Origin of the sequence: Pseudomonas putida (assembly GCF_028682175.1) — a bacterium.
Taxonomy (GTDB): domain Bacteria; phylum Pseudomonadota; class Gammaproteobacteria; order Pseudomonadales; family Pseudomonadaceae; genus Aquipseudomonas; species Aquipseudomonas putida_AD.
Genome location: NZ_JANHKS010000012.1, coordinates 16,302 through 39,373, shown reverse-complemented (window position 1 = coordinate 39,373; position 23,072 = coordinate 16,302). Strand labels below are relative to the sequence as shown.

Below are 23,072 nucleotides of genomic sequence, written 5' to 3'. Positions count from 1 at the left end.
GTGTACGCTTTAAAAATTGCACTAATCTGAAGCGCGATGCCTTTCGATGGTGCGTCTGGCGAGATGCCTGATGCCCCGCCTCAAACGCCAGGAGAAAAGAAATGCCGGTAAGCGATTGCGAATTGACCCAGATGTTCGAGCACGTGCTGACGCTGTCGAAAGTGGACGCGACCCAAAGCGTGGCGGTGCTCAAGAGCCACTACTCCGATGCGCGCACCGTGCGCGCGGCGATGGAGGCGGCGCAGCGCCTGGGGGCCAAGGTGTACGCGGTGGAACTGCCGTCGTTCAACCATCCCAAGGCCATGGGCAATGACATGACCGCCTACTGCGGCGACACCGCGCTGACTGGCAATCTCGCCGCGCAACGGGCGCTGGAAGCGGCGGACCTGATCGTCGACACCATGATGCTGCTGCACTCGCCCGAGCAGGAACAGATCCTCAAGACCGGCACGCGGATCCTGCTGGCGGTCGAACCCCCTGAAGTGCTGGCGCGCATGCTGCCGACGGTGGCCGACAAGGAGCGGGTGCTGGCGGCCGAGCAGGTGTTGAAGTCGGCGCGTTCGATCCATGTGAAGTCACGGGCGGGCAGCGATTTCCGCGCGCAGCTTGGGCAATATCCGTCAGTCACCGAGTACGGTTTCGCCGACGAGCCCGGGCGTTGGGATCACTGGCCCAGCGGCTTTCTGTTCTCCTGGCCGAACGAGGAAACCGCCGAGGGCACGCTGGTGATCGACGTCGGCGACATCGTGCTGCCATTCAAGAACTACTCCCGCGAGCGCATCACCCTGGACATCGAAAAGGGTTTCATCACCGGCATCCACGGGGGCTTCGAGGCCGAGTACCTGCGCGACTACATGAAGTATTTCAATGATCCTGAGGTGTACGGCATTTCCCACATCGGCTGGGGATTGCAGCCCCGCGCCCAGTGGACGGCCATGGGCCTGCACGACAAGAACGACGGCATGTGCATGGACGCCCGGGCGTTCTACGGCAACTTCCTGTTCTCCACCGGCCCGAACACCGAAGTCGGCGGCACCCGCAAGACGCCATGCCACCTGGATATCCCGTTGCGTCATTGCGATATCTATCTGGATGATACGGCGGTGGTGGTGGGCGGGGACGTGGTGGCGCCCGAGGCCTCAAAAGCTATCTGATGATTTCGATCATCGCCTGACGGACGCTTACCTGTAGGAGTGAGCTTGCTCGCGATGGCGTTCGTCCAGCCGCCTTCCGTGTAAATGACCCACCGCATCGCGAGCAAGCTCACTCCTACAAGGTTGCGTGCAGTTCCCCTGCAAGCCCGCAACCGTTAATGTACCGCCCATGTTTAAAGCCGCCGAACGAGCCACCCGTGTCCACTGACAACCCCTCCAACAATAATGCGTCCTATACCTTCTCCGAGCAGGTCGGCCACCTGCTGCGCAAGGCTTATCAGCGGCACCTGGCGATCTTCCAGCAGAACGTCGGCGATTCGCAGCTCACCGCCGTGCAGTTCGTCACCCTCTGCGCACTGCGCGATCACGGCCCCAGCTCGCAGACCGAACTGGTCAAGGCCACTGCGGTGGATCAGGCCACCATTCGCGGGATCGTCGACCGGCTCAAGGCGCGTGATTTGATCAGCCTCGATCCCGACCCTCAGGACCGGCGCAAAGTCATCTGCAGCCTGACCGACAGCGGCCTGCAACTGGTACAGGAAACCGTGCCCCGCGCGGCGCAGATCAGCGAACTGACCCTGAGCCGCCTCAATCCGGCCGAGCGGGTGGCGGTGTTGTTTCTGCTGCGCAAGTTGATCGACGAACCCGAAGAATAAAGCCTACGCCCCGTAGCAGCACGGCTTGCCGGCGGGGGCGGTCTGCCTGTGCCCGATCTGTCACCTGACACCCCACCAACCGCTTTGTAGGAGCGCGCTTGGTCTGGGCCGCATTCGGACGATGGCGGTGTGTCAGGTAAAAATTTTCTTAATGACACACCCTCATCGCGGGCAAGCGCGCTCCTACAGTTCCCCGGTCGATTTGCATTCAGTTCTCCACTGGCACGCTTCCTGCTCTCTTTTCATGAAGTAACCACTTCATCAAAAGCCAGAGACAGGCGGTAACACATGGGGAAGGCGATATGAGCGAGCCGCTGGCGGGGGAGAGGACTGTCGCGTTGAGGGTCAATGGCCAGACCGCGACGGTCACGGCGATGGCGGACACGCCGCTACTGCTGATCCTGCGCAATGACCTGCAGCTCAACGGCCCCAAATACGGCTGCGGCCTTGGGGAGTGCGGCGCGTGCACGGTGATCGTCGATGGGGTGGCCGCGCGTTCCTGCGTGTTTCCCCTGGCCGGCGCCGAAGGGCGGGACATCACCACCCTTGAAGGCATCGGTTCGCGCCAGTGCCCCCACCCGGTGCAACAGGCGTTCATCGACGAGCAGGCGGCGCAATGCGGCTACTGCATGAACGGCATGATCATGACCGCCAAGGCCTTGCTCGACCGCAACCCGCATCCCAGCGAGGCCGAGATCCGCAACGAACTCTCGGCCAATCTCTGCCGTTGCGGCACCCACATCGAAATCCTGCGCGCGGTCATGCGGGCCGCCCGTCACCCGCTTTGAACCGGATGCACTCATGACCCAGACCACGCCCACTCGCGATTCCTTCCTGGCCAAAGACGGCGTGCTGCTCATCGTCGACGACATCCTGCCGCCCTCCGGCCCCGTCGCCAAAGGTGGCACGCCCACGGTCAAGCCCAAGGAACTGGGGCTGTTCATCGCCATCGATCAGGACAGTTCGGTGTATGCCTTCAACGGTCACGTCGATCTGGGCACCGGGATTCGCACCTCCCTGGCGCAGATCGTCGCTGAAGAGCTGGACCTTGGGATGGATCAGGTGACCATGATTCTGGGCGACACCGAGCGCGCGCCGAATCAGGGCGCGACCATCGCCAGCGCCACCCTGCAAATTTCCGCGATCCCGCTGCGCAATGCCGCCGCCGAGGCGCGCCGCTATCTATCGCAGGCGGCGGCGCAACGCTGGGCGCTGGACGCGGCCTCCCTGGTGATTGAACGCGGCACGATCAAGGCACCGGACGGACGCCACTGCCGATTTGGCGAGTTGCTGACGGGCGAGCATATCGAGTTGCGCATCTCCGGCAACGCACCGCTCAAACGGCTTGAAGACTACAAGCTGGTGGGCACCGTCGCCCCCCGCGTGGACATTCCGGCCAAGGCGACCGGCGAATTGACCTACGTTCACGACATGCGCCTGCCCAACATGCTCCACGGCCGGGTCGTACGCCCGCCCTACGCCGGATATGACACGGGAGCGTTCGTGGGCACCAGCCTGCTGGAGGTGGACGAGTCGTCCATCGCTCACATCCCCGGCATCGTCAAAGTGGTGGTGCTGGCGGATTTCATCGGCGTGGTGGCGATGCGCGAAGAGCAGGCGGCCAAGGCTGCGAAGGAGCTGAAAGTCAGTTGGAAGCCCTGGCAGCATCAATTGCCGGACATGAGCGATGTGGAGCAGGCCATTCGCGATAACCCGAGCATCAAGCGGGTGGTGTTGGACAAGGGCGATATCGATGCGGCATTGGCCGGTGCCAGTGAGCGGATGACACGCACCTATCTGTGGCCCTACCAGCTTCACGGCTCCATCGGACCCTCCTGTGGGTTGGCGGACTACACGCCTGACGGCATTCGCGTCTGGTCCGGCTCGCAAAACCCACACATGCTGCGGGCCGATCTGGCCTGGCTGCTGGAATACCCCGAAGAGCGGATCGAGATCATTCGCATGGAGGCTGCCGGTTGTTACGGGCGCAACTGTGCGGACGATGTGTGCGCCGACGCGGTGTTGCTGTCCCGTGCCGTGGGCTTGCCGGTCAGGGTGCAACTGACCCGAGAGCAGGAGCATGCGTGGGAGCCCAAGGGCACGGCGCAATTGATGGAAGTCGATGGCGGCATCAACGCCGACGGCGGTATTGCCGGTTATGACTTCACCACCAGCTATCCGTCCAACAACTCGCCGACCCTGGCGTTGCTGCTGACCGGGCGGGTCGAACCGGTGCCGGTGATGTTCGAAATGGGCGACCGCACCTCGATCCCGCCCTATGACATCGAGCACATGCGCGTGGCCATCAACGACATGGCGCCCATCGTCCGTGCGTCGTGGATGCGCGGCGTGTCGGCGTTGCCCAACACCTTTGCCCATGAGTCCTACATCGACGAGCTGGCGTTTGCCGCCGGGGTCGATCCGGTCGAGTACCGCCTGCGTTACCTGCACGACGAGCGCGCCGCAGAACTGGTGCGCTCCACCGCTGAACGGGCCGACTGGTCGCCGCGGACCCAGCCAATGCAAATCCCCGAAGAAGACGGCGTGCTGCGCGGGCGCGGGTTCGCCTACGCCCGTTACATCCACAGCAAGTTTCCGGGTTTCGGCGCGGCGTGGGCGGCGTGGGTGGCCGATGTGGCGGTGGACAAGCACACCGGCGATGTTTCGGTGACGCGGGTGGTGATCGGCCACGACGCCGGGATGATGGTCAACCCGGCCGGGGTGCAGCACCAGATTCACGGCAACGTCATCCAGTCCACCAGCCGCGTGCTCAAGGAGCAGGTGACGTTCGAGGAATCGACCATCGCCAGCAAGGAGTGGGGCGGCTACCCGATCCTGACCTTCCCGCAGGTGCCCAAGGTCGATGTCATGATGATGCCGCGCCAGGCCGAGCCGCCCATGGGCGCGGGTGAGTCGGCGTCGGTGCCCAGTGCGGCGGCCATTGCCAACGCGATCTATGACGCCACCGGCATTCGTTTTCGCGAGTTGCCGATCACGGCGGAGCGGGTGTTGGCGGCATTGAAGCATGCCGGTGACGAGGCCAACGCCAACCCGCCTGAGTCACCCAAAGCCAAGCGTTCGAAATGGCTGTTCGGCTCGTTGTTCGCAGCCTTTGGGGCGGTGCTGGGCATGGCGGCAACCGCATTGCCCTGGCGCGCCGAAATCGCCCCGATCACGCCACCCGCCGCAGGCACCTGGTCGGCGGCGACCCTGGAGCGTGGCCGTTTGCTGGCGTCAGCCGGGGATTGTGCGGTGTGCCACACGGCGCCGGGCGGAGTGAAAAACGCCGGCGGGCTGGCGATGCAAACCCCGTTTGGCACCTTGTACAGCAGCAACATCACCCCGGACCCGGAAACCGGCATCGGCAACTGGTCCTATCCTGCTTTCGAGCGGGCGATGCGTGACGGGATCAGTCGTGATGGCAAACACCTCTACCCGGCATTTCCCTACACGGCGTTTCGCAATATCGACGATGCCGACATGCAGGCGCTGTACGCCTACCTGATGTCCCAGGCGCCGGTGAGGCAGGTGCAGCCGGCCAATGACATGCAGTTTCCGTTCAACATGCGGCCCTTGATGGCGGGCTGGAACGCGTTGTTTCTGCGCAAGGGCGAGGTGCAGTCCAGGCCTGAACAGAGCGCCCAGTGGAATCGCGGGCAATACCTGGTGAACGGATTGGGGCACTGCGCGGCGTGTCATTCACCGCGCAATCTCATGGGCGCGGAAAAGGGCGGGGCTTCGTTTCTGGCCGGCGGCATGGTCGATGGCTGGGAGGCGCCGGCGCTCAACAGCCTGTCGAAATCGCCGACGCCCTGGACTGAAGATCAACTCTTCAACTACCTGAGCACCGGGTATTCCGACGCCCATGGCGTGGCGGCGGGGCCGATGGGGCCGGTGGTGTCCGAGCTGTCGAAGCTGCCGAAGTCGGATGTGCGGGCGATGGCGGTGTATCTGGCGTCGCTCAATGATTCGGCGCAAGCAGCACCGCAGACGGCAACCACTGTACAGCCGGGTGCTTCTGCGCAGTCCTTGAGCAACGGAAGGCGGGTGTTCGAGGGGTCATGCCAGGGCTGTCACGCCGACGGCGCAGGGCCGAAGCTGTTTGGCGTCAGCCCGTCGCTGGCCAGCAACTCCAATGTGCACAGCGCGTTGCCGGATAACCTCATTAAAGTGATCCAGCAGGGTATCGCCAACCCGGCCACGCGGGATCTGGGTTACATGCCGGGGTTCAAGGACAGCCTGAGCGATACGCAGATCAGCGACCTGGCCGCCTACCTGCGCAGTCGCTTCGCGCCGAATGAACCGCAGTGGACGGGGTTGCCGGAAAAAGTGGCGTATCTGAAAGCCAATCCCGGTACCCATTGACTAACGCAATCCGATCCGTCCGGACGCCTGCTGCCGTAGCAGTCCGGCTTGCCGGCGTTCTGCCGGAAACCGGCAGCAAAACCAGACACTGCAATCTGTCTGGCACACCGCGTTGGCTGGTTTTACTGCTGCTGCGCAGCAGAACGCCGGCAAGCCGGACTGCTACGGGGGGTCATGAGTGCATGCTGGAATCGGGCAACACCTGCACCCCACGCACCACCAGATCCTGAATGAACGCCAGCCAATCCTGGCGCTGTCCCTGGCCGCCCATGTCCTGGCCCAGAAACGAGGTCAGGGTGTGCAGGTTGGAGTTATAGAAATAGCAGAGCGAGGCGATCATCAGGTAGACGTGCTTGAGGTCGACGTCACTGCGAAACAGGCCCTGCTGCTGGCCGGCCTCGATGATCGGCTTGAGCACGCCCACCGCTTCCCCCGACAGGCGTCGCAGCTCGCTGGATTGCCTGGCGTGCTTGCCCTTGTGCAGGTTTTCGATGCTGAGGATGGCGACGAATTCCGGATGCCTGACGTAGTAGTCCCAGACGAACGCCACCAGTTGCCGCAGGGTTTCGACAGGCGTGGCCGGGTCGAGCTGCAACTGGCTTTCGGCCTGGTTGAACTGCTCGTAGGTGTGCTCCAGCACTTTGACGAAGAGTTTTTCCTTGCTGCCAAAGTAGTAGTAGATCATCCGGTCGTTGGACTCGGCCTCGGCGGAAATCTTCTCGATACGCCCGCCCGAATAGCCATCGCGGGTGAAGACCGTGATGGCCGCCTTGAGAATGCGCGCTCGGGTTTCTTCGGCTTGCTGGGCGCGGATGCCAGTGTTCTTGCTCATGGCGATCAGAGGATCCGGTACAGCAGGCGCTCGACCCGCACGCGGCTGACCCGACGCAGGAAGGTCCGTACGCCCAACGGGTATTCGCTCAGGGTATCCAGCTCATCGAACTTGCCGACTCGGTGGGTGTTGCGCATCAACAACTCAAGCTCGCCGGCACGAGGCGTGAGCCATTCGCCCTTGGGGTCGTCGATCAGCACGGCGTTTTCCAGATCCAGCTGAAAGGCCCGGGGGTTGAGGTTGTTGCCGGTGAGCAGCGTGTAGCGCTCGTCCGACCACAGGCCCTTGAGGTGGAAAGTGTTGTCGCCGTCCTTCCACAGGTGGATGTTCAGATCGTGCCTGGCCACCGCATTCTGGTGCTTCTGCATGAAGCGACGCAGGCTGATTTCGTACAGGTACGGCAGCGCGGAAATGACCTTGAACGGCTCCTGGGGCGGGATGAAGAAGTCGTTGGCGGTCTTGTCACCGATGATGATGTCGACCTTGACCCCGCGCTTGAGCGCCCGATTGATCTCGCGCTTGACCACCAGCGGCATGTTGAAATACGGCGTGCACAGGGTCAATTGATGACGGGTGGCGGCGATCAGGTCGCACAGCACCTTGCTCAGCGGGTTCTTGTTGCCGATACCCAGCAGCGGGATCAGGCGCATTTCACCGTTTTCCCGCACGCCTTCGTTGATGTCGTAGCTGGCGCGCTTGAGGCGCTGGCGGAACTGGCGGATTTCCCCGCGAATACTGCGCGAGGCCGGCGGGGAGGGCAGGTCCAGGCGATGCACGGCGTCGGACGGCAGGATCTGCTCGCGCACCAGGCGCAGGAACGAGTCGGCCAGCTCGCGGTTTTCCAGCAACTGGTAGCGGTCCAGGCGGTACTTGCCCAGCTTGTGCAGGTAGACGTTGTTGATGCTGGCCCCTGTGTAGATCACGCAGTCATCGATGATGCTGCCCTTCAAGTGCAGCACGCCGAACAGCTCGCGGGTCTGGACAGGCACACCGTAGATCGGCACTTCGTGCTCGTGCTCGAGGTTCTGCGCCTGGTACCACGCCGAGTTGCCCGCCTGTTTGCCAGCGCCGATCAGGCCACGCTGGGCGCGGAACCAGTCCACCAGCACGACGATTTCCAGCGCCGGATTGGCAGCCTTGGCAGCGTACAGCGCGTCGAGGATTTCCTGGCCGGCTTCGTCCTGCTGCAGGTACAGGGCAACGATGCAGATGCGCCGGGTCGCCTGGGCGATCTTCTCCAGCAACACGCGCCGATAGTCGGCCGCGCCCGGCAGAAGGGTGATGGCCTGGCTGGACGATTCAAAGCCGCGCAGCGCTGCAAGGGTAGAGCGTCGGAAGGGAGCCCGCATAAGCCTCTCGATGGGTCGAATCAACAGCGCACGAGCTTACACCAGAGTGCGCCTATTGGTGCCTTTGGCAGCAGCTTCGTTGAGTTGTTCAGCGGATTTTCAGGAAAAGCCGGGCCCAGGCATTCCTTTCGTAGCAGCACGGCTTGCCGGCGGGGGCGGTGTGTCAGTCACGTATAGGTCGCCTGACACACCGCCCCGCCGGCAAGCCGTGCTGCTACGGGGCGTGTTCTTTCAGACCTTCAACACCAGCTTGCCGTTGTTCTCGCCTTTGAACAGCATCTGCAGCGTTTCCGGAAAGGTCTCCAGCCCTTCAACCACATGCTCTTTGCTCTTCAACTTGCCCTGAGCCAGCCAGCCGGCCATTTCCATGCCCGCGCGGCCAAAGTGCTCGGCGTGATCCATGACCACGAAGCCTTCCATGCGCGCACGGTTGACGAGCAGTGACAGGTAGTTGGCCGGGCCCTTGACGGCTTCCTTGTTGTTGTACTGGCTGATTGCACCGCAGATCACCACCCGTGCCTTGAGCGCCAGGCGGGTGAGCACGGCGTCGAGGATGTCGCCGCCGACGTTGTCGAAAAATACATCGACGCCTTTCGGGCACTCGCGCTTGAGGGCGGCGTGGATGTCTTCGCTCTTGTAGTCGATGGCGCCGTCGAAGCCGAATTCCTCGATCAGCGCCTTGCACTTGTCCTGGCCGCCAGCAATGCCAATCACGCGGCAGCCCTTGATCCTGGCGATCTGCCCGGCAACGCTGCCCACGGCGCCGGCCGCACCGGAAATCACCACCGTGTCACCAGCTTTTGGCTGGCCGATTTCCAGCAGGGCGAAATACGCCGACATACCGGTCATGCCCAGCGCCGCCAGATATACCGGCAGCGGCAACAGCTTGGGGTCGACCTTGTGAAAGCCTTTCGGCTCGCCAACGAAGTAATCCTGAACCCCCAGAACACCCTGAACGTAATCGCCCACGGCGAATTTCGGGTTGTGCGACTCAACGACCTTGCCCACACCCAGCGCACGCATCACCGCACCCAACTCTACCGGCGCGATGTAGGACTTGCCTTCGTTCATCCAGCCGCGCATGGCCGGGTCCAGCGAGAGGTATTCGCTCTTGACCACGATCTGGCCATCTGCGGCTTGCTCCACGGGTACGGTCTGGAAGGTGAAGTCATCGCGGCTGGCAGTGCCAACAGGACGACGGGCCAAGAGGAATTGACGATTGTTCAGGGCGGTCATGGCAGGTTCCTGGATGAAAGGGAAACGCCAGTGATAGACCGCTAATGCTGTGAGGGCAAGCAACGACTGTTCTACGAATGCGCGTCGATAGAGTTCGATGATGCGCAGCCTACGCAACATCACCACAACCGATGATGATGCAAACGCCCGTTTGATAGTGCTGACGGCGGCCACCAGCCCATGACTAAACTGCCCTCCATACCCGTACGCGCTGCGTATTCCAACAATAAAGGATGACTCCATGAGCATGACGTTTGCAGGCCAAGTGGCCCTGGTCACCGGCGCTGCCGCAGGCATTGGCCGCGCCACCGCGCTGGCCTTCGCCGAGCAGGGTTTGAAAGTGCTGGCGGTGGATCTGGACAGCGATGGTGGGGAGCAGACCGCCGAGCTGATTCGCCAGGCTGGTGGTGAGGCGCTATTCCTGCGCTGCGACGTGACCCGCGAGGCCGACGTCCGGCAGATGATGAACGAGGCCGTGCAGGCCTATGGACGGGTCGACTATGCGTTCAACAACGCCGGGATCGAAATCGAGAAGGGCAAGCTGGCCGAGGGCAGCGAGGCAGAGTTCGACGCGATCATGGGCGTGAACGTCAAAGGCGTGTGGCTGTGCATGAAATATCAGTTGCCGGTGATGCTGGCCCAGGGCGGCGGGGCTATCGTCAACACCGCCTCGGTGGCGGGCCTGGGGGCCGCGCCGAAAATGAGCATCTACGCGGCGTCCAAGCATGCGGTGATCGGCCTGACCAAATCAGCGGCCATCGAGTACGCGAAGAAGCAGATTCGCGTTAACGCGGTATGCCCTGCGGTGATCGACACCGACATGTTCCGCCGCGCCCACGAGGCCGATCCGCGCAAGGCCGAGTTCGCCGCGACCATGCACCCGGTGGGGCGCATCGGAAAGGTCGAGGAGATTGCCAGCGCGGTGTTGTACCTGTGCAGCGATGGCGCGGCCTTCACCACGGGGCATTCGCTGGCGGTGGATGGCGGTGTGACAGCGTTTTGATCGAAACGATGAACACCATCCGTTGCAGTCCGGCTTGCCGGCGTTCTGCTGCGCAGCAGCAGTAAAACCAGCAGATGCGGTGTGTCAGGGCGTTTGCATTCGCTGATTTTACTGCCGGTACCCGGCAGAACGCCTGCAAGCCGGACTGCTACGGGGGCGGTGAGAGTGATCGTCCCTCAGGCATCCAGCGCCTTGAGCAACGTCTTGCCGGTGTCGAGCAGTTCGGCGGTCAGCTCTTCGTCCTTCACCGCCCGCGACAATCCGATCGCGCCCACCAGCGCGCAAATCGCCAGCAGCGCCTGTGAGCGCTTCTTCGCCGGCTGTTTACTGTTCGTCAGCGAGGTAATGACGTCCAGTTCGTTCTGCAATTCCCGGGTGTAGAGTTCGCGGATCGGGTCGCTGCTGCGCGCCACGTCATTCATGACCGCGGCCAGGGCGCAGCCGGATCCGGGATCATTCAGATGGCGCTCGCTCAGGTAGCTTTCCACCAGGTCGCTGAGGGTCAGCGTGGACTCTGGATCGGTGTACTTTTCCAGCGCTTTGGTGCGTTTGTCGAAGGCGCACTGCAGCGCTTCCTCCACCAGTTTTTCCCTGGATTCGAAATGCTTGTAAAAGCCGCCGCCGGTTCGGCCTGCTTCTTTCATCAGGTCCGCAACACCGATGCCGTTAAGGCCCACCTCGCGAAAACGTTCGGCCGCCAGATTGACGATATGGTCATGGATGATGGCTTTGTCTGCCTGCGAGCGCGACATGGGGAGGTCTCCGGTATTCACTTTTCACTACGATATGGCGAGCGATCATACGCCAAATACCGATAGAGAAAATTTTAATTTGGAGTGTGGACGAAATCCAAAATAAGAGTATGGTTGTGCTCCATAACGTTCTGGCAGGTGTCAGGCGCCGATCCCATTCATCCCACTCGATGCAGTGAAAGGAGCAATCATGACGGTCAAAGGCAAAACCATTCTGGTCACCGGCGGCAACAGCGGCATTGGCCTTGCAACCGCTCGGCTGCTGCTGGAAAACGGCGCACGGGTGGCCATCACCGGCCGCGATCAGGCCAAGCTCGATTCCGCTGTCGCCGAACTCGGCGGCGACGTGTTGGGCATTCGTGCCGACGTGAACAACCTGGCCGACATCGAGGTGGTGGTGAAGGCGGTGGGTGATGCGTTCGGCACACTCGATGTGGTCTTCGCCAACGCCGGCATCTCTGGCGCCACGCCGCTGGGCAACACCACGCTTGAGGCGTTCGAATCGATCGTGCGCACTAACCTTACGTCGGTGTTCTTTACCGTGCAGGGCGTCTTGCCGCTGCTCAAGGAGGGCAGTGCGGTGATCCTCAACGGCTCGGTGATGCGCGAACTGGGCTCGCCCGGATCCTCGGCGTACTCGGCCACCAAAGGTGCGATCACCTCCATGGCCAAGGTCTTCGCCTCGGAGCTGGCGCCCAAGGGCATCCGGGTCAACACCGTTATTCCCGGCGCGACCCGCACGCCGATCTGGAGCCGCGGCTCGCGTGCCGGCGCGACCATCGACGCCACTGAAAAAGCCATGTCGCCGCGCATTCCGATGGGGCGTTTCTCTGATCCTGAGGAGCTGGCCCAGGCTGTGATGTTCCTGGCCTCTGACGCCTCCAGCGGCATGACCGCCGCCGAGATCGTGGTCGATGGCGGCAACATCGGCGCGCCGTGGGGGATTCCGCTGTTTCGCGGATGATCGCTCAGCTGCTACAGGTATCCATCGGCGCCACGGTAATCAGCTAAGCTGCTGTGGCTGCTTATCTTCAGGGAGCTCTGATGGATCACCTGTGGTTCGCCTATCCCCTCGTCAGCGCCTCGGTGCTGCTGGTCATCGATCTGGTGCTCTGGCAATGGCTGCACCCCCGCTTGCTGCGGCGCAAGCTGGTCTGTCGGCTGGTGCTGTTCGTGCTGTTCAGCATGGCGTTGCTCGATGGCGGTTTGAGCCCGCTGTACCAGGTCCCCGATACGCTGTCCGGTCCGCGGCATGTGCTGGCGACAATCCTGACTATCGCCTGGTGGCTGTTCGGCGCGCGCACCCTGACCGTGCTGGCGGTGGTGGTCATGGAGCCGCGCATTGGCGGCAAGGGCCATCTGCTACAGGACGTGATGGGCGCCATCATCTTCCTGGTCGCTGCGGTGGCGGCGGCCGGCTACGTGCTGGACCTGCCAGTCAAAGGCCTGCTGGCGACCTCGGGCGCGGTGGCGATCATCTTCGGTCTGGCGGTGCAGAGCACGCTCGGTGACGTGTTTTCCGGCATCGTGCTCAACGCCACCAAGCCGTTCCGGGTCGACGACTGGATTCGCGTCGACGACATCGAAGGCAAAGTCATCGAGATCGACTGGCGCTCGACCCACCTGCTGACTTCCGAAGGCAGCATGGCGGTGATCCCCAACGCCATGGCGGCCAAAACCCGGATCGTCAATTTCAGCCGCCCCGATCACTTTCATTCCGTCAGCCTGACCATCGAATTGCCGACCCGCCTGCGCCCAAGCCTGGTGCTCGACTCGCTGGACAAGGCCATTCTCGGCTGCCGGGAGCTGCTGGCGCAGCCCAAGGCGTCGGCGGTGGTGGTCAAATCCGGCCTGCGCAGCGTCGAGTACGAAGTCACCGGCTACGTGAAATCCCGCGACCGCCGCTCCGCCGTGCGCAACCAACTGTACGACCTGATTCACCGGCAACTGGCGTCCACCGAAACCCGGCTGGATCAGTCCCGAGCCGCCACGCGGCAATCGGCGGTGCTCAATACCGTCGGCGCGTTGCGCATGCTCAGCGACGAAGACCGCGCCCAGCTTGAACAGCACATGCGTCTGGGCGCCTATGCCGCCAAGGATGTGGTGCTGGCCGAAGGCGTGGTGCCCGATGCGCTGTTTATTATCGAGTCTGGGGTGTTGTCGGTGTCGATCCAGCGCCCGGACGGCTGGGTGGAAGTGGGGCGGATGGGGCCGGGCGAAGTGTTCGGCGAGACCGGTTTCGTCGACGGCTCGCCCACCGTCGGTCGCTTCTGCACGTTCACCGACTGCATGATCTATCGCATCGACAAGGCCGACCTCGAGCCGTGGCTGCAAGAGCACACCGAGTTGATCGGCGCGCTGGCGGGGCTGGCGAAGTTTCGCAGCAAGGCCCGCGCCGCGATGCTGGAAACCAAGCCGGTCATCACCGACCCGAGCGGCTTCATGAGCTGGCTGCGCAAGAGCGTCACGCGCTTCCAGGTCAATCGCGGGCCGGGGCCGACTGACAAGATGAGTTGAAAACGCCTACGCCATCGCCGTCTGTTTGCGAGCGAGGCTTCAGGCATATCCGACCTGTCCCAGCGCAAAGGGCGACTGGATTCGATCAAGGGAGTGCTCTAAATTGCCGGTTCATTCAAAAGCCAGCCGAGTTGTTGAAATGCCTGTCTCCCGCCCGACTCTCAATCCCCACGTCCTGCGCGCTGGCGATGCCGTTGCCTTGGTGACGCCTGCCGGCCCGGTGGCCGAAGCCCGGGTGCAAGCGGCTGTGCGTGAACTGACCGCATGGGGGCTCAAACCCCGGATTTACCCCCACGCGCTGGATGCCGAACACTACCTGGCGGGCAGCGACGCCAACCGTGCCGCTGACCTGAACGATGCGCTGGCCGACCCGGAGATCCGCGCCGTGCTCTGCAACCGCGGCGGTTACGGCGTGCAGCGGATCATCGAACACCTGGACTACGACGCCGTGCGCCGGGATCCGAAGCTGGTGGTCGGGTTTTCCGATATCACCGCGCTGCACGCTGCGCTCTGGTCCCGTACCGGGCTGGTCACGGTTCACGGCCCGGTGGCCGCGCAACTCGAACGTGGCGGTCTGTTCGCCAGTACCTTGAAACACGCGCTGATGAGCACCGAGCCGATGGTGGTGCTCGCCGATCAGACCGAGCCAACTTTCAGCGTTCGCACCTCGGGTGTCGCCGAAGGTACATTGCTGGGCGGCAACCTGAGCATCCTCAGTACTTGCGTAGGCACGCCGTTCATGCCGAACCTGGAAGGCGCGATCCTGTTGATCGAAGACGTGGGCGAACTGGCCTATCGCGTCGACCGGCTGCTCACCCACCTGGGCAATTGTGGGATTCTCAAGCAACTGGCGGGCATCGCCGTCGGCCAGTTCAGCGAGCCTGGCCATGGCAACAATGCCATTCGGCCCCCGGAGGTATTGATGGAGCGCCTTGGCGGCCTGGGCATTCCCGTGCTGGGTGGCCTGTCCATCGGTCATGGTGATCGCAATCACGCTGTGGCGCTGGGCAGCCACGCGATGCTCGACGCGGATGCCGGGAAGCTGACCGTGGTCTCGGCTACGCGATAACTCCATTTATTCTGCGAGCGTTACCGGCGCACGTATGTCAGGTGAAAGCGGGGTTTTGCCCCGTCGTGGCGCGTTACCTTTCGTCGCATTGGCGGGAGGATTAAGGCGTTTTCAGCTGCTCCCTCCCTGCTGAAGATGCTGGAAGCGCCGATAACCATTCTGGAAGCGACGTTGGCGTAGCTATTTGCCATTATTCCGACGTCAAAAGCTTGTTTTACCGCGATCCCGTTGCGAATCTGCACGAAAATTGAATGGTCATGCGAAAGAACATGGCCTCCGTGTGTGCGCCTTTTTGCTGTGATTGGGGATGATCCTATGATTCGGGCCGTGCAATCGCGTTTTGCCAACCTGGGAATGGCAAAGAAACTGGGGATCGGATTCTTTCTCGTTCTATTGCTCACAGCGTTGGTAGCCGCCATTGGCGTCTGGTCGCTGCGCTCGATCAGCGTGCATTTCGACAGTCTAAAAGACATGACTGCGCTTAACACAGGGCTCAATCGCGTACGGCTGCTGGAGCAGGCGTTTGCCCTGCATGGCGATCCCAAGGTGGTCGATGAACTGCATACCGGGCTGGACGGTTTGAATGCTCAAGCCGAGCAGCTCAAGTCCACTTCGGCGGTTAACCAGCAGTTGATGGGGCAGGTCCAGCTGTCGCTCGCGGCCTACCGCAAATCCTTCGATGAGTTCGTCAGCATCAGCCAGAGCAAGGAGCTGGCGCTGGACATGGCCAGTTGGTCGGTCTCCAGCGTCGCCAATAACCTTGACGTCTTGCAGGCAGGGCTAGCCGACGACGGCGCCTACGGTCTCAAGGATTCCCAAGGCCAGCAAGGCGCCGAATTCATCGAGCAATCGACCAAGGTCAGCCAGATTTCCAAACTGATGATGCAGGCCATGGACGAGGCGCGGGTGCGTCTGGACAAGAGCCGCAAGACGGCCTCCGGCGAGGAGGCGAACACCGGCAAGATCGAACAGGCGGTGCAGGCCAAGGAACTGGCTGAAGAACTCAAAGGCGTGATCAAGGACGCCGGTTACCTTACGGTGCTGACCGAGGTCAGCGGCCACATCACCAACTTCGGCGAGAAACTGGACGAATACACCGGGCTCCTGGCGAACGAGGCCAATGTCTCGCAGACCCTGGCAACCAATGCCAAGGCCGTGGTGGATCAGGTCAACCAGGCGTATGACGCCGAGGATCAGTCGATGCTGGGCGAGCTGTCGGCGAACTCGCTGAAGATCATCGGCTCCTCGATCATGGCGCTGCTGGTCGGTCTGATCGCGTCCATCGTCATCACCCGGATCATCGTCGCGCCCCTGCGCACTGTCATCGCCACTGCCCAGCGAATCGCGTCGGGCGACCTGAGCGGCACGGTGCAGGTGACCCGCAGGGACGAGATCGGCCAGTTGATGCAAGCCATGCAACAGATGGGCGCGGGCTTGAGCGGCATCGTCAGCGGTTTGCAGGCCGGTATCGAGCAACTGGCGACGTCCGCCCATTCGCTCTCGGCGGTCACCGAACAGACCAATCTGGAAGTCAGTACCCAGAAAGAAGAAACCGAGCAGGTTGCCACGGCGATGAACCAGATGACCGCCACGGTTCACGACGTGGCGCGCAATGCAGAAGAAGCGGCGCAGGCCGCGCAGACCGCCGATAGCAAGGTCGACAGCGGCCAGGCGGTGGTGCGTCAAAGCATGCAGCGCATCGAGCAGCTGGCGGCCTCATCCAGTTCGGCGAGCCACAGCATCGAAGACCTGAGCGATGAAATCCAGAACATCGGCAAAGTGCTGGGGGTTATCAAGAGCGTCGCCGAACAGACCAACCTGCTGGCACTGAACGCCGCCATTGAGGCTGCACGCGCGGGCGAGCAAGGCAGGGGCTTTACGGTGGTGGCCGATGAAGTGCGGGCGCTGGCCAAGCGCACTCAACAGTCGACCGAAGAAATCGAGCGGCTGGTGACGCGCCTGCAAAGCGGCGCCCAGGCCTCGGTGGCGCAGATCCAGAGCAGTGGTGAGCTGGTCAAGATGGCGGTCAGTGATGCACTGCAAACTGAAAGTGCGCTGGGCAGCATCGCGGCGGCCGTGTCACTGATTCAGCAAATGAACCAGCAGATCGCCGCTGCAGCGGAGGAGCAAAGCTCGGTGGCCGAAGAGATCAACCGCAGTGTCACCAGCATCCGCGCCAGCGCCGATCAGTCGGCACTGGCCATGCAGGGCAATGCCGCTTCGAGTATCCAGCTGGCATCGCTGGGCATGGAGCTGAAAGGCATGGTGGGGCATTTCAGGCTGTAAGCCTCACGCCCTGTAGCAGTCCGGCTTGTCGGCGACGGCGTCTTTGTGATCGCTGTCGCCGGCAAGCCGGACTGCTACGAGGTCCATGCCTGAGCCCGTCGAGCGGCAGTTATTTGCGATAGTTCAGAATCAACAACGTCAACACCCCCGCCACGATCCCCCAGAACGCCGAACCGATGGAGAACAGCGTCAATCCCGACGCTGTCACCATGAAGGTAATGAGCGCGGCTTCGCGCTCCTTCGGCTCGTTCATCGCAACCGTCAGGCCATTGATGATCGAGCCGAACAGCGCCAGCGCTGCAATCGACAGCACCAACTCCCGGGGAAACGCGGCGAACAGCGCAGCCAGTGTGGCGCCGAAAATCCCGGCAATGGCGTAGAAAATCCCGCACCAGATTGCTGCCGTGTAGCGCTTGTTGCGGTCTTCGTGGGCATGTGGCCCGGTGCAGATCGCGGCACTGATGGCGGCCAGGGTGATGCCGTGGGCACCGAATGGCGCGGTGATCAGCGAGATAAGCCCGGTGGCGGTAATCAGCGGGGAGGCTGGCACGTCGTAATGGTCGGCGCGCAGGACCGCCATGCCCGGCATGTTCTGGGAGGTCATCGCCACTACGAATAACGGAATGCCAATGCTGATGGTCGCGCCCAGCGAGAACGACGGTGTGGTCCAGACCGGCACCGCGACTTCAAGGGTAAAGCCGCTGAAGTTCAGCATGCCGAGCATGGCCGACAGCGCCACCCCCACCAACAGCGTCACCAGTACTGCGTAGCGCGGCGAGAAGCGTTTGACGATCAGATAGGTGAAAAACATGCTTAGCACCAGGCCCGTGCGGTGCTGCGCGGCGACGAAAATTTCGCTGCCGATCTTGAACAGAATCCCGGCCAGCAAGGCCGCGGCCAACGAGGTGGGCAGGCGCTTGACCAGCTTTTCAAAACTGCCGGTGATCCCGCAGATGAACACTAGAATCGCGCTGGTGATGAAGGCGCCAATGGCTTCGGGATAGGCGACATGCCCCAGGCTTGCAATCAACAAGGCCGCACCCGGCGTCGACCACGCCACACTCACCGGCGCACGGTATTTCAGCGACAAGCCGATGCTGCACACCGCCATGCCCATGAACAGCGCCCAGATCCACGAAGAAATCTGCGCCGACGTCAGCCCCGCCGCCTGCCCGGCCTGAAAGATCAACACCAGCGAACTGGTCACGCCAGTCATCATGGCGATAAACCCGGCGACAATGGCAGAGGGCGAAGTGTCACTCAACGGGCGCAGCGGTGTATGGGTCACGTCAGTCATGCGGTCTATCCTTGGAACGGCCAATTCACAGATCAGCAAGCCTATACGCAGTTGTCACATTTCGTTGCGATACAGCCACAAACGTTATGGTCGGCACAGTTTCCATAAGCCTGCGCGCGCAAGCGCGTTCCCGTAGCAGCACGGCTTGCCGGCGGGGACGATCTCGAGGACGCCCCCGCCGGCAAGCCGTGCTGCTACGGGTCAGTGATGTGTTTTAGACGACCAGGAATCAACCGCGATTCAGCGTCTTGCCCAGCGCCTGATTCACCGCCAGCCACCCATCCACCGCTTCCCGCCCGGCCTCGGCGAACACCCGTTGCAACAGCTTCACCTGCTCGCGACGCAACGACTCCTCAAGCTTCGCGCCCTCGCCAGTCAACTCCAGCAGACGCTTGCGCTTGTCATCCTCAGGCGTAACGCTGCGCACCAACTCCATCTCCAGCAACTGGCGCAGCGGCGTGTTCAGCGCCTGCTTGCTCACCCCCAGCACACCCAGCAGTTCCTTCACGCTCAAGCCCGGATAACGCGCGATAAAAAACACAATGCGCTGATGCACGCGGCTCAAGCCTCGCCGGTCGAGCATTTCATCGGCCTTGGCAGTGAACGCCTGGTAGCCGAAGAAAAAGGCCTCCATGGCGATTTGTTGCGTCGATGAATTTTTAAGGTCAAGCATATTGACGTATCCGGGCAAGTCGTCGTAATTTCGGTCAAACAGTTTGACCTATTTCCAACGATGTCTGCCAGCGGTGATCTCATGGCTTTTTCCGAACGCGTCACCCGTTTGAAGAGTTCCTTGATTCGCGAAATCCTGGCCGCTGCCCAGCGCCCGGAAATGATGTCCTTCGCCGGCGGCCTGCCCGCCGAATCGATGCTGCCCCACAGCGAGTGGGCCGACATGCCGCGCAGCATCGGCCAATACGGCATGAGCGAAGGCGAGCCGCAACTGCGAGAGGCCATTGCCGAGCAGGCGCGGGCGCTGGGTATCTCCTGTGAAGCCAGCCAGGTGATGATCGTCAGCGGTTCGCAACAGACGCTGGATCTGGCCGCCAAGCTGTACATCGACAAAGGCACGGAGATTCTTCTGGAAGGGCCGACCTACCTGGCTGCGCTGCAGATCTTCCAGTTGTTCGGGGCCAATTGCCTGACCGTTCCGCTGCAAGCCGAAGGGCCGGATCTGGACGTCCTGCGTCAGCGTCTGCAGCAACACAAGCCGTCCTTTGCCTACCTGATTCCCACCTTCCAGAACCCTTCGGCCGTGCGCTACAGCGAGGCTGCCCGGGACGCGGTCGCAGCTCTGCTGGACGAATACGGCGTGACGTTGATCGAAGACGAACCCTATCGCGAGCTGACCTTTGACGGCGGCAGCGCTCGGCCCATCGTCAGCCGCCTGAAGAACGCCAGTTGGATCTACACCGGCACGGTGTCGAAAACCCTGATGCCGGGGCTGCGGGTGGGCTATTTGATCGCCTCCCACGACCTGTTCCTGCACCTGCTGAAACTCAAGCAGTCCGCCGACCTGCACACCAACCGGGTCGGTCAGTGGCAGGCGTTGCAGTGGATCGGCAGCGAGCGCTACAACCAGCACCTGCTGGAACTGCGCGGCTTCTACCGAACCCGGCGCGATCAGTTCGAGGCGGCTTTGCAACGCCACTTCAGTGATCTGGCCGAATGGAACAGCCCCCAGGGTGGCTTGTTCTTCTGGCTGACACTGCGCAACAAGCTCGACACCCGCACTTTGCTCGACCGGGCACTGGCGCAAAACGTGGCCTTCATGCCCGGTGAGCCGTTCTTCACCGATCCTGAGGCAAACCCCGGGTATTTGCGGCTGAATTTCAGCCACATCGATCCGGCCCGGCTGGACGAAGGCCTCAAGCGCCTGGCGGCAGTCATTCGTGAAGCACAGACTGACATGGCAGCCTGATACAGTATTGAAAAAGCAGATTCCAGGGAGAGCAGCGATGTACAAGGTTTACGGCGATTACAATTCGGGCAACTGCTACAAGATCAAGCTGATGCTCAACCTGTTGGGCGCACAATACGAATGGGTGCCGGTGGACATCCTCAAGGGCGAGACCGAAACCGAGGCGTTTCTGGAAAAGAACCCCAACGGCAAGATTCCGGTGCTGGAACTCGACGACGGCACCTGCCTGTGGGAGTCCAACGCCATTCTCAACTTCCTGGCCGAAGGCACGCCGTACCTTCTGACCGAGCCGCGCCTGCGCACCCAGATGCTGCAATGGCAGTTCTTCGAGCAGTACAGCCACGAGCCGACCATCGCCGTGGCGCGTTTCATCCAGTTCTATCTCGGGCTGCCTGAAGAGCGTCTTGAGGAATATCAGATCCTGCAAAAGCGTGGCTACAAGGCGCTCAAAGTGATGGAGAAGCAACTCAAGCAGACGCCGTTCCTGGTCGGCGAGCAATTCTCCATCGCCGACATCGCGCTCTATGCCTACACCCACGTGGCCCACGAGGGCGGTTTCGACCTGTCGCCGTTTCCATCGATCCAGCGCTGGTTGACCCAGGTTCGGCAGCAGCCCGGTTATGTGGGTATGCTGGACTGACGATCAAGCTAGAGAGGGAGTATTGGATGCGTAACAGGACGATAGTGCTCGGGGCCTTGATGGCCTTGAGCATGGCAGCCCAGGCAGAGGATTGCAGCAGCACCCAGGCCTCGATGAACGAGTGTGCGGGCAAACAATACGCAGCGCTGGATGCCGAACTGAACAAGCAGTACAAGGCGCAGATGTCTTATCTCAAGACGCCGGCGCAGAAGAAGGCGTTGCAGGAAGCGCAGAAGAAATGGATCGCCTTCCGGGATGCCGATTGCCTGTATCAGGTTGGCAGGCGCGAAGATTCAGGCTCGATCTGGTCGCTGGAACAGTCCCAGTGCCTGGCCGATCAGACCAGAGTGCGGGTCGAACAGTTGAAAGCGTTCGTGGCGTGCCGGCAGGAAGGCTGCCCGAGGTAATTCTCAACCCGTAGCAGCACGGCTTGCCGGCGGGGCGGTGTGTCAGGTTCACAAATAGTGACTGAAACACCGCTCCCGCCGGCAAGCCGTGCTGCTACGGGACGGGAGACTAGACAGTGGCGAAACGCTTTTCCAGGTAATCGATGATGACCTTGGAGTCGTACATCCACACCGTCTGGCCTGCTTCTTCGATACGCAGGCACGGCACCTTGATCTTGCCGCCTTCGTTGAGCAGGGTCTGACGGTCCAGCTCGTTGTTCTTCGCATCGCGCAGGGCCACCGGTACGTTCAGCCGGTGCAGGGTGCGGCGGGTCTTCACGCAGAACGGGCAGGCGTGAAACTGATACAGCGTCAGGTCCTTCGCCTGTGCCTCGACCGCAGCCTGCGCTTCTGGCGTGCGTTTCTTCTTGCCGGGACGCGTCAGCCAGTCGCCCAGAATGACCAACTGGCCCAGGCCGACCCTCAATGCCTTCATCAACATGCTTGCAACCTCTTCAGAACGCCCGCATCACTTGATCAGGCTGAGGAACTCGGTGCGCGTGGCGGAGTTCTCGCGGAATTCGCCCAGCATCACCGACGTGATCATCGACGAGTTCTGCTTCTCGACGCCGCGCATCATCATGCACATGTGCTTGGCTTCGATGACCACGGCCACGCCCAGAGCGCCGGTGACCTGCTGAACGGCTTCAGCGATCTGGCGGCTGAGGTTTTCCTGGATCTGCAGGCGGCGGGCGAACATGTCGACGATGCGCGCGACCTTCGACAGGCCCAGCACCTTGCCGCTCGGGATGTAGGCCACGTGGGCCTTGCCGATGAAGGGCAGCAGGTGGTGTTCGCACAGCGAGTACAGCTCGATGTCCTTGACCAGCACCATTTCGCTGTTGTCGGAGCTGAACAGCGCGCCGTTGGTGACTTCTTCCAGCGTCTGCTCGTAGCCGCGGCACAGGTATTTCATGGCTTTGGCGGCACGTTTCGGGGTGTCGAGCAGGCCTTCGCGGGAGACGTCTTCGCCAAGTTGACCAAGGATCTCGGTGTAGTTCTGTTCCAGTGTCACAGGGTTGTGTTCCGTGTGGGTTCAAGAAAAACGCAGGCTTGGTGGCCAGCAAAGGCGCACATAGTAGCCTAGCTGGACGGGGAGGGGTACGGCAGGCGACCGACAAGCCTGCGACAACTGGCCGCCTGAAGCTCATGCCGATAGCCTTTACCTAACCTTTACCCTGCAAAAATGTCGAAATGTGTCCGCTTGGTGTCTGAGTTAATGGGTGATAGATGCCCGGATGAAGAGAGTAACCATAATGTTTAGCCGAATCGCGAAAATCGCACTGGTGATCGCCTTGATGTCATCGGTTTCGGGATGTTTTTTTGGCCCTGGATGGGGCCGTCACGGCGGCTGGGATCATCGCCACTATGATGGTGGCCACTATTATGAAGGGCGCGGAGGCTATGGGCCGGGACCTGGCTACTATCGTCGCTGATCTATTCTCGTCGGGTCGGGTAGCGATGCCTTGATCCCGCATACCACTCTGAATAAAGGCCGCCAGGGAAGTGTTCTTCCTCAGCGGCCTTTTTCGTTTCCGGATGGCGCCTG

20 protein-coding genes and 1 pseudogene are annotated in these 23,072 nt (G+C 62.0%); 13 read left to right on the top strand and 8 right to left on the bottom strand.

Annotated elements, in window-relative coordinates; translation table 11 throughout:
* Positions 1-101 precede the first annotated feature (101 nt).
* The 4 genes from NPS29_RS10910 (at position 102) to NPS29_RS10895 (ending at position 6,175) form a co-directional block, all read left to right on the top strand.
* Positions 102-1,154, top strand: coding sequence for a 2,5-dihydroxypyridine 5,6-dioxygenase (locus NPS29_RS10910; protein ID WP_274132539.1), 1,053 nt, complete (start codon positions 102-104; stop codon positions 1,152-1,154).
* Between the two features lie 197 nt (positions 1,155-1,351).
* Positions 1,352-1,810, top strand: a complete 459-nt coding sequence (locus tag NPS29_RS10905; RefSeq protein ID WP_274132538.1) for a MarR family winged helix-turn-helix transcriptional regulator — start codon at positions 1,352-1,354, stop codon at positions 1,808-1,810.
* A gap of 302 nt (positions 1,811-2,112) precedes the next feature.
* Positions 2,113-2,598, top strand: coding sequence for a (2Fe-2S)-binding protein (locus NPS29_RS10900; RefSeq protein ID WP_274132537.1), 486 nt, complete (start codon positions 2,113-2,115; stop codon positions 2,596-2,598).
* 13 nt (positions 2,599-2,611) lie between these two features.
* The gene (locus NPS29_RS10895) at positions 2,612-6,175 is read left to right on the top strand and encodes a molybdopterin cofactor-binding domain-containing protein (protein WP_274132536.1); all 3,564 of its coding nucleotides are present in this window, start codon (positions 2,612-2,614) and stop codon (positions 6,173-6,175) included.
* Between the two features lie 172 nt (positions 6,176-6,347).
* Here the strand turns inward: NPS29_RS10895 and NPS29_RS10890 are convergent, their stop codons facing one another.
* The 3 genes from NPS29_RS10890 to NPS29_RS10880 all read right to left on the bottom strand — a co-directional run bounded on the left by NPS29_RS10890 (position 6,348) and on the right by NPS29_RS10880 (position 9,592).
* Positions 6,348-7,007, bottom strand: a complete 660-nt coding sequence (locus NPS29_RS10890; protein ID WP_274132535.1) for a TetR family transcriptional regulator — start codon at positions 7,005-7,007, stop codon at positions 6,348-6,350.
* 5 nt (positions 7,008-7,012) lie between these two features.
* On the bottom strand, positions 7,013-8,356 hold the full coding sequence (pssA, locus tag NPS29_RS10885; RefSeq protein WP_274132534.1) for a CDP-diacylglycerol--serine O-phosphatidyltransferase: 1,344 nt from the start codon (positions 8,354-8,356) through the stop codon (positions 7,013-7,015).
* Positions 8,357-8,587: 231 nt separating this feature from the next.
* Positions 8,588-9,592, bottom strand: a complete 1,005-nt coding sequence (locus NPS29_RS10880; protein ID WP_274132533.1) for an NADP-dependent oxidoreductase — start codon at positions 9,590-9,592, stop codon at positions 8,588-8,590.
* A 241-nt stretch (positions 9,593-9,833) separates the two neighbouring features.
* On the opposite strand from NPS29_RS10880, the gene NPS29_RS10875 reads away from it, so the two are divergent.
* Positions 9,834-10,595, top strand: coding sequence for an SDR family oxidoreductase (locus NPS29_RS10875; protein ID WP_274132532.1), 762 nt, complete (start codon positions 9,834-9,836; stop codon positions 10,593-10,595).
* Between the two features lie 176 nt (positions 10,596-10,771).
* Here the strand turns inward: NPS29_RS10875 and NPS29_RS10870 are convergent, their stop codons facing one another.
* Positions 10,772-11,347 (bottom strand): TetR/AcrR family transcriptional regulator, encoded by a 576-nt coding sequence (locus NPS29_RS10870; RefSeq protein ID WP_274132531.1) that lies wholly within the window; start codon positions 11,345-11,347, stop codon positions 10,772-10,774.
* Between the two features lie 190 nt (positions 11,348-11,537).
* Between NPS29_RS10870 and NPS29_RS10865 the strand changes: the two genes are divergently transcribed.
* From NPS29_RS10865 to NPS29_RS28850, 5 genes and pseudogenes are all read left to right on the top strand, one after another.
* Positions 11,538-12,311: an SDR family oxidoreductase gene (locus tag NPS29_RS10865; RefSeq protein WP_274132530.1), complete on the top strand. Its 774-nt coding sequence runs from the start codon at positions 11,538-11,540 to the stop codon at positions 12,309-12,311.
* 80 nt (positions 12,312-12,391) lie between these two features.
* Positions 12,392-13,864: a mechanosensitive ion channel family protein gene (locus NPS29_RS10860; protein ID WP_274132529.1), complete on the top strand. Its 1,473-nt coding sequence runs from the start codon at positions 12,392-12,394 to the stop codon at positions 13,862-13,864.
* A gap of 139 nt (positions 13,865-14,003) precedes the next feature.
* A complete protein-coding gene (locus NPS29_RS10855; protein WP_274132528.1) occupies positions 14,004-14,933 on the top strand; it encodes a S66 peptidase family protein in 930 nt (309 codons plus the stop codon).
* Positions 14,934-15,248: 315 nt separating this feature from the next.
* A pseudogene (locus NPS29_RS28855) lies at positions 15,249-16,358 on the top strand (HAMP domain-containing protein); the annotation flags it as partial.
* Positions 16,338-17,219 carry a methyl-accepting chemotaxis protein gene (locus NPS29_RS28850; RefSeq protein WP_425312487.1) on the top strand — a complete coding sequence of 294 codons (882 nt, stop codon included), beginning with the start codon at positions 16,338-16,340 and terminating at the stop codon, positions 17,217-17,219. The pseudogene NPS29_RS28855 and the gene NPS29_RS28850, both read left to right, overlap by 21 nt.
* A 109-nt stretch (positions 17,220-17,328) precedes the next feature.
* Here NPS29_RS28850 and NPS29_RS10845 read toward each other — a convergent pair whose 3' ends face one another.
* Positions 17,329-18,516: a benzoate/H(+) symporter BenE family transporter gene (locus tag NPS29_RS10845; RefSeq protein WP_274132526.1), complete on the bottom strand. Its 1,188-nt coding sequence runs from the start codon at positions 18,514-18,516 to the stop codon at positions 17,329-17,331.
* Positions 18,517-18,745: 229 nt separating this feature from the next.
* Positions 18,746-19,189, bottom strand: a complete 444-nt coding sequence (locus NPS29_RS10840; protein WP_274132525.1) for a MarR family transcriptional regulator — start codon at positions 19,187-19,189, stop codon at positions 18,746-18,748.
* 81 nt (positions 19,190-19,270) lie between these two features.
* On the opposite strand from NPS29_RS10840, the gene NPS29_RS10835 reads away from it, so the two are divergent.
* Genes NPS29_RS10835 through NPS29_RS10825 form a run of 3 tightly spaced genes read left to right on the top strand, consistent with a single transcriptional unit; the run spans position 19,271 to position 21,484 of the window.
* Positions 19,271-20,437 (top strand): PLP-dependent aminotransferase family protein, encoded by a 1,167-nt coding sequence (locus NPS29_RS10835; protein WP_274132523.1) that lies wholly within the window; start codon positions 19,271-19,273, stop codon positions 20,435-20,437.
* Between the two features lie 37 nt (positions 20,438-20,474).
* A complete protein-coding gene (locus NPS29_RS10830) occupies positions 20,475-21,077 on the top strand; it encodes a glutathione S-transferase family protein (protein WP_274132522.1) in 603 nt (200 codons plus the stop codon).
* Between the two features lie 26 nt (positions 21,078-21,103).
* A complete protein-coding gene (locus NPS29_RS10825; protein ID WP_274132521.1) occupies positions 21,104-21,484 on the top strand; it encodes a lysozyme inhibitor LprI family protein in 381 nt (126 codons plus the stop codon).
* Between the two features lie 109 nt (positions 21,485-21,593).
* On the opposite strand, the gene NPS29_RS10820 is transcribed toward NPS29_RS10825, so the two are convergent.
* The gene (locus NPS29_RS10820) at positions 21,594-21,965 is read right to left on the bottom strand and encodes a glutathione S-transferase N-terminal domain-containing protein (protein WP_274132520.1); all 372 of its coding nucleotides are present in this window, start codon (positions 21,963-21,965) and stop codon (positions 21,594-21,596) included.
* Between the two features lie 27 nt (positions 21,966-21,992).
* Positions 21,993-22,538 (bottom strand): GTP cyclohydrolase I FolE, encoded by a 546-nt coding sequence (gene folE, locus NPS29_RS10815; protein WP_274132519.1) that lies wholly within the window; start codon positions 22,536-22,538, stop codon positions 21,993-21,995.
* Between the last annotated feature and the right edge of the window lie 534 nt (positions 22,539-23,072).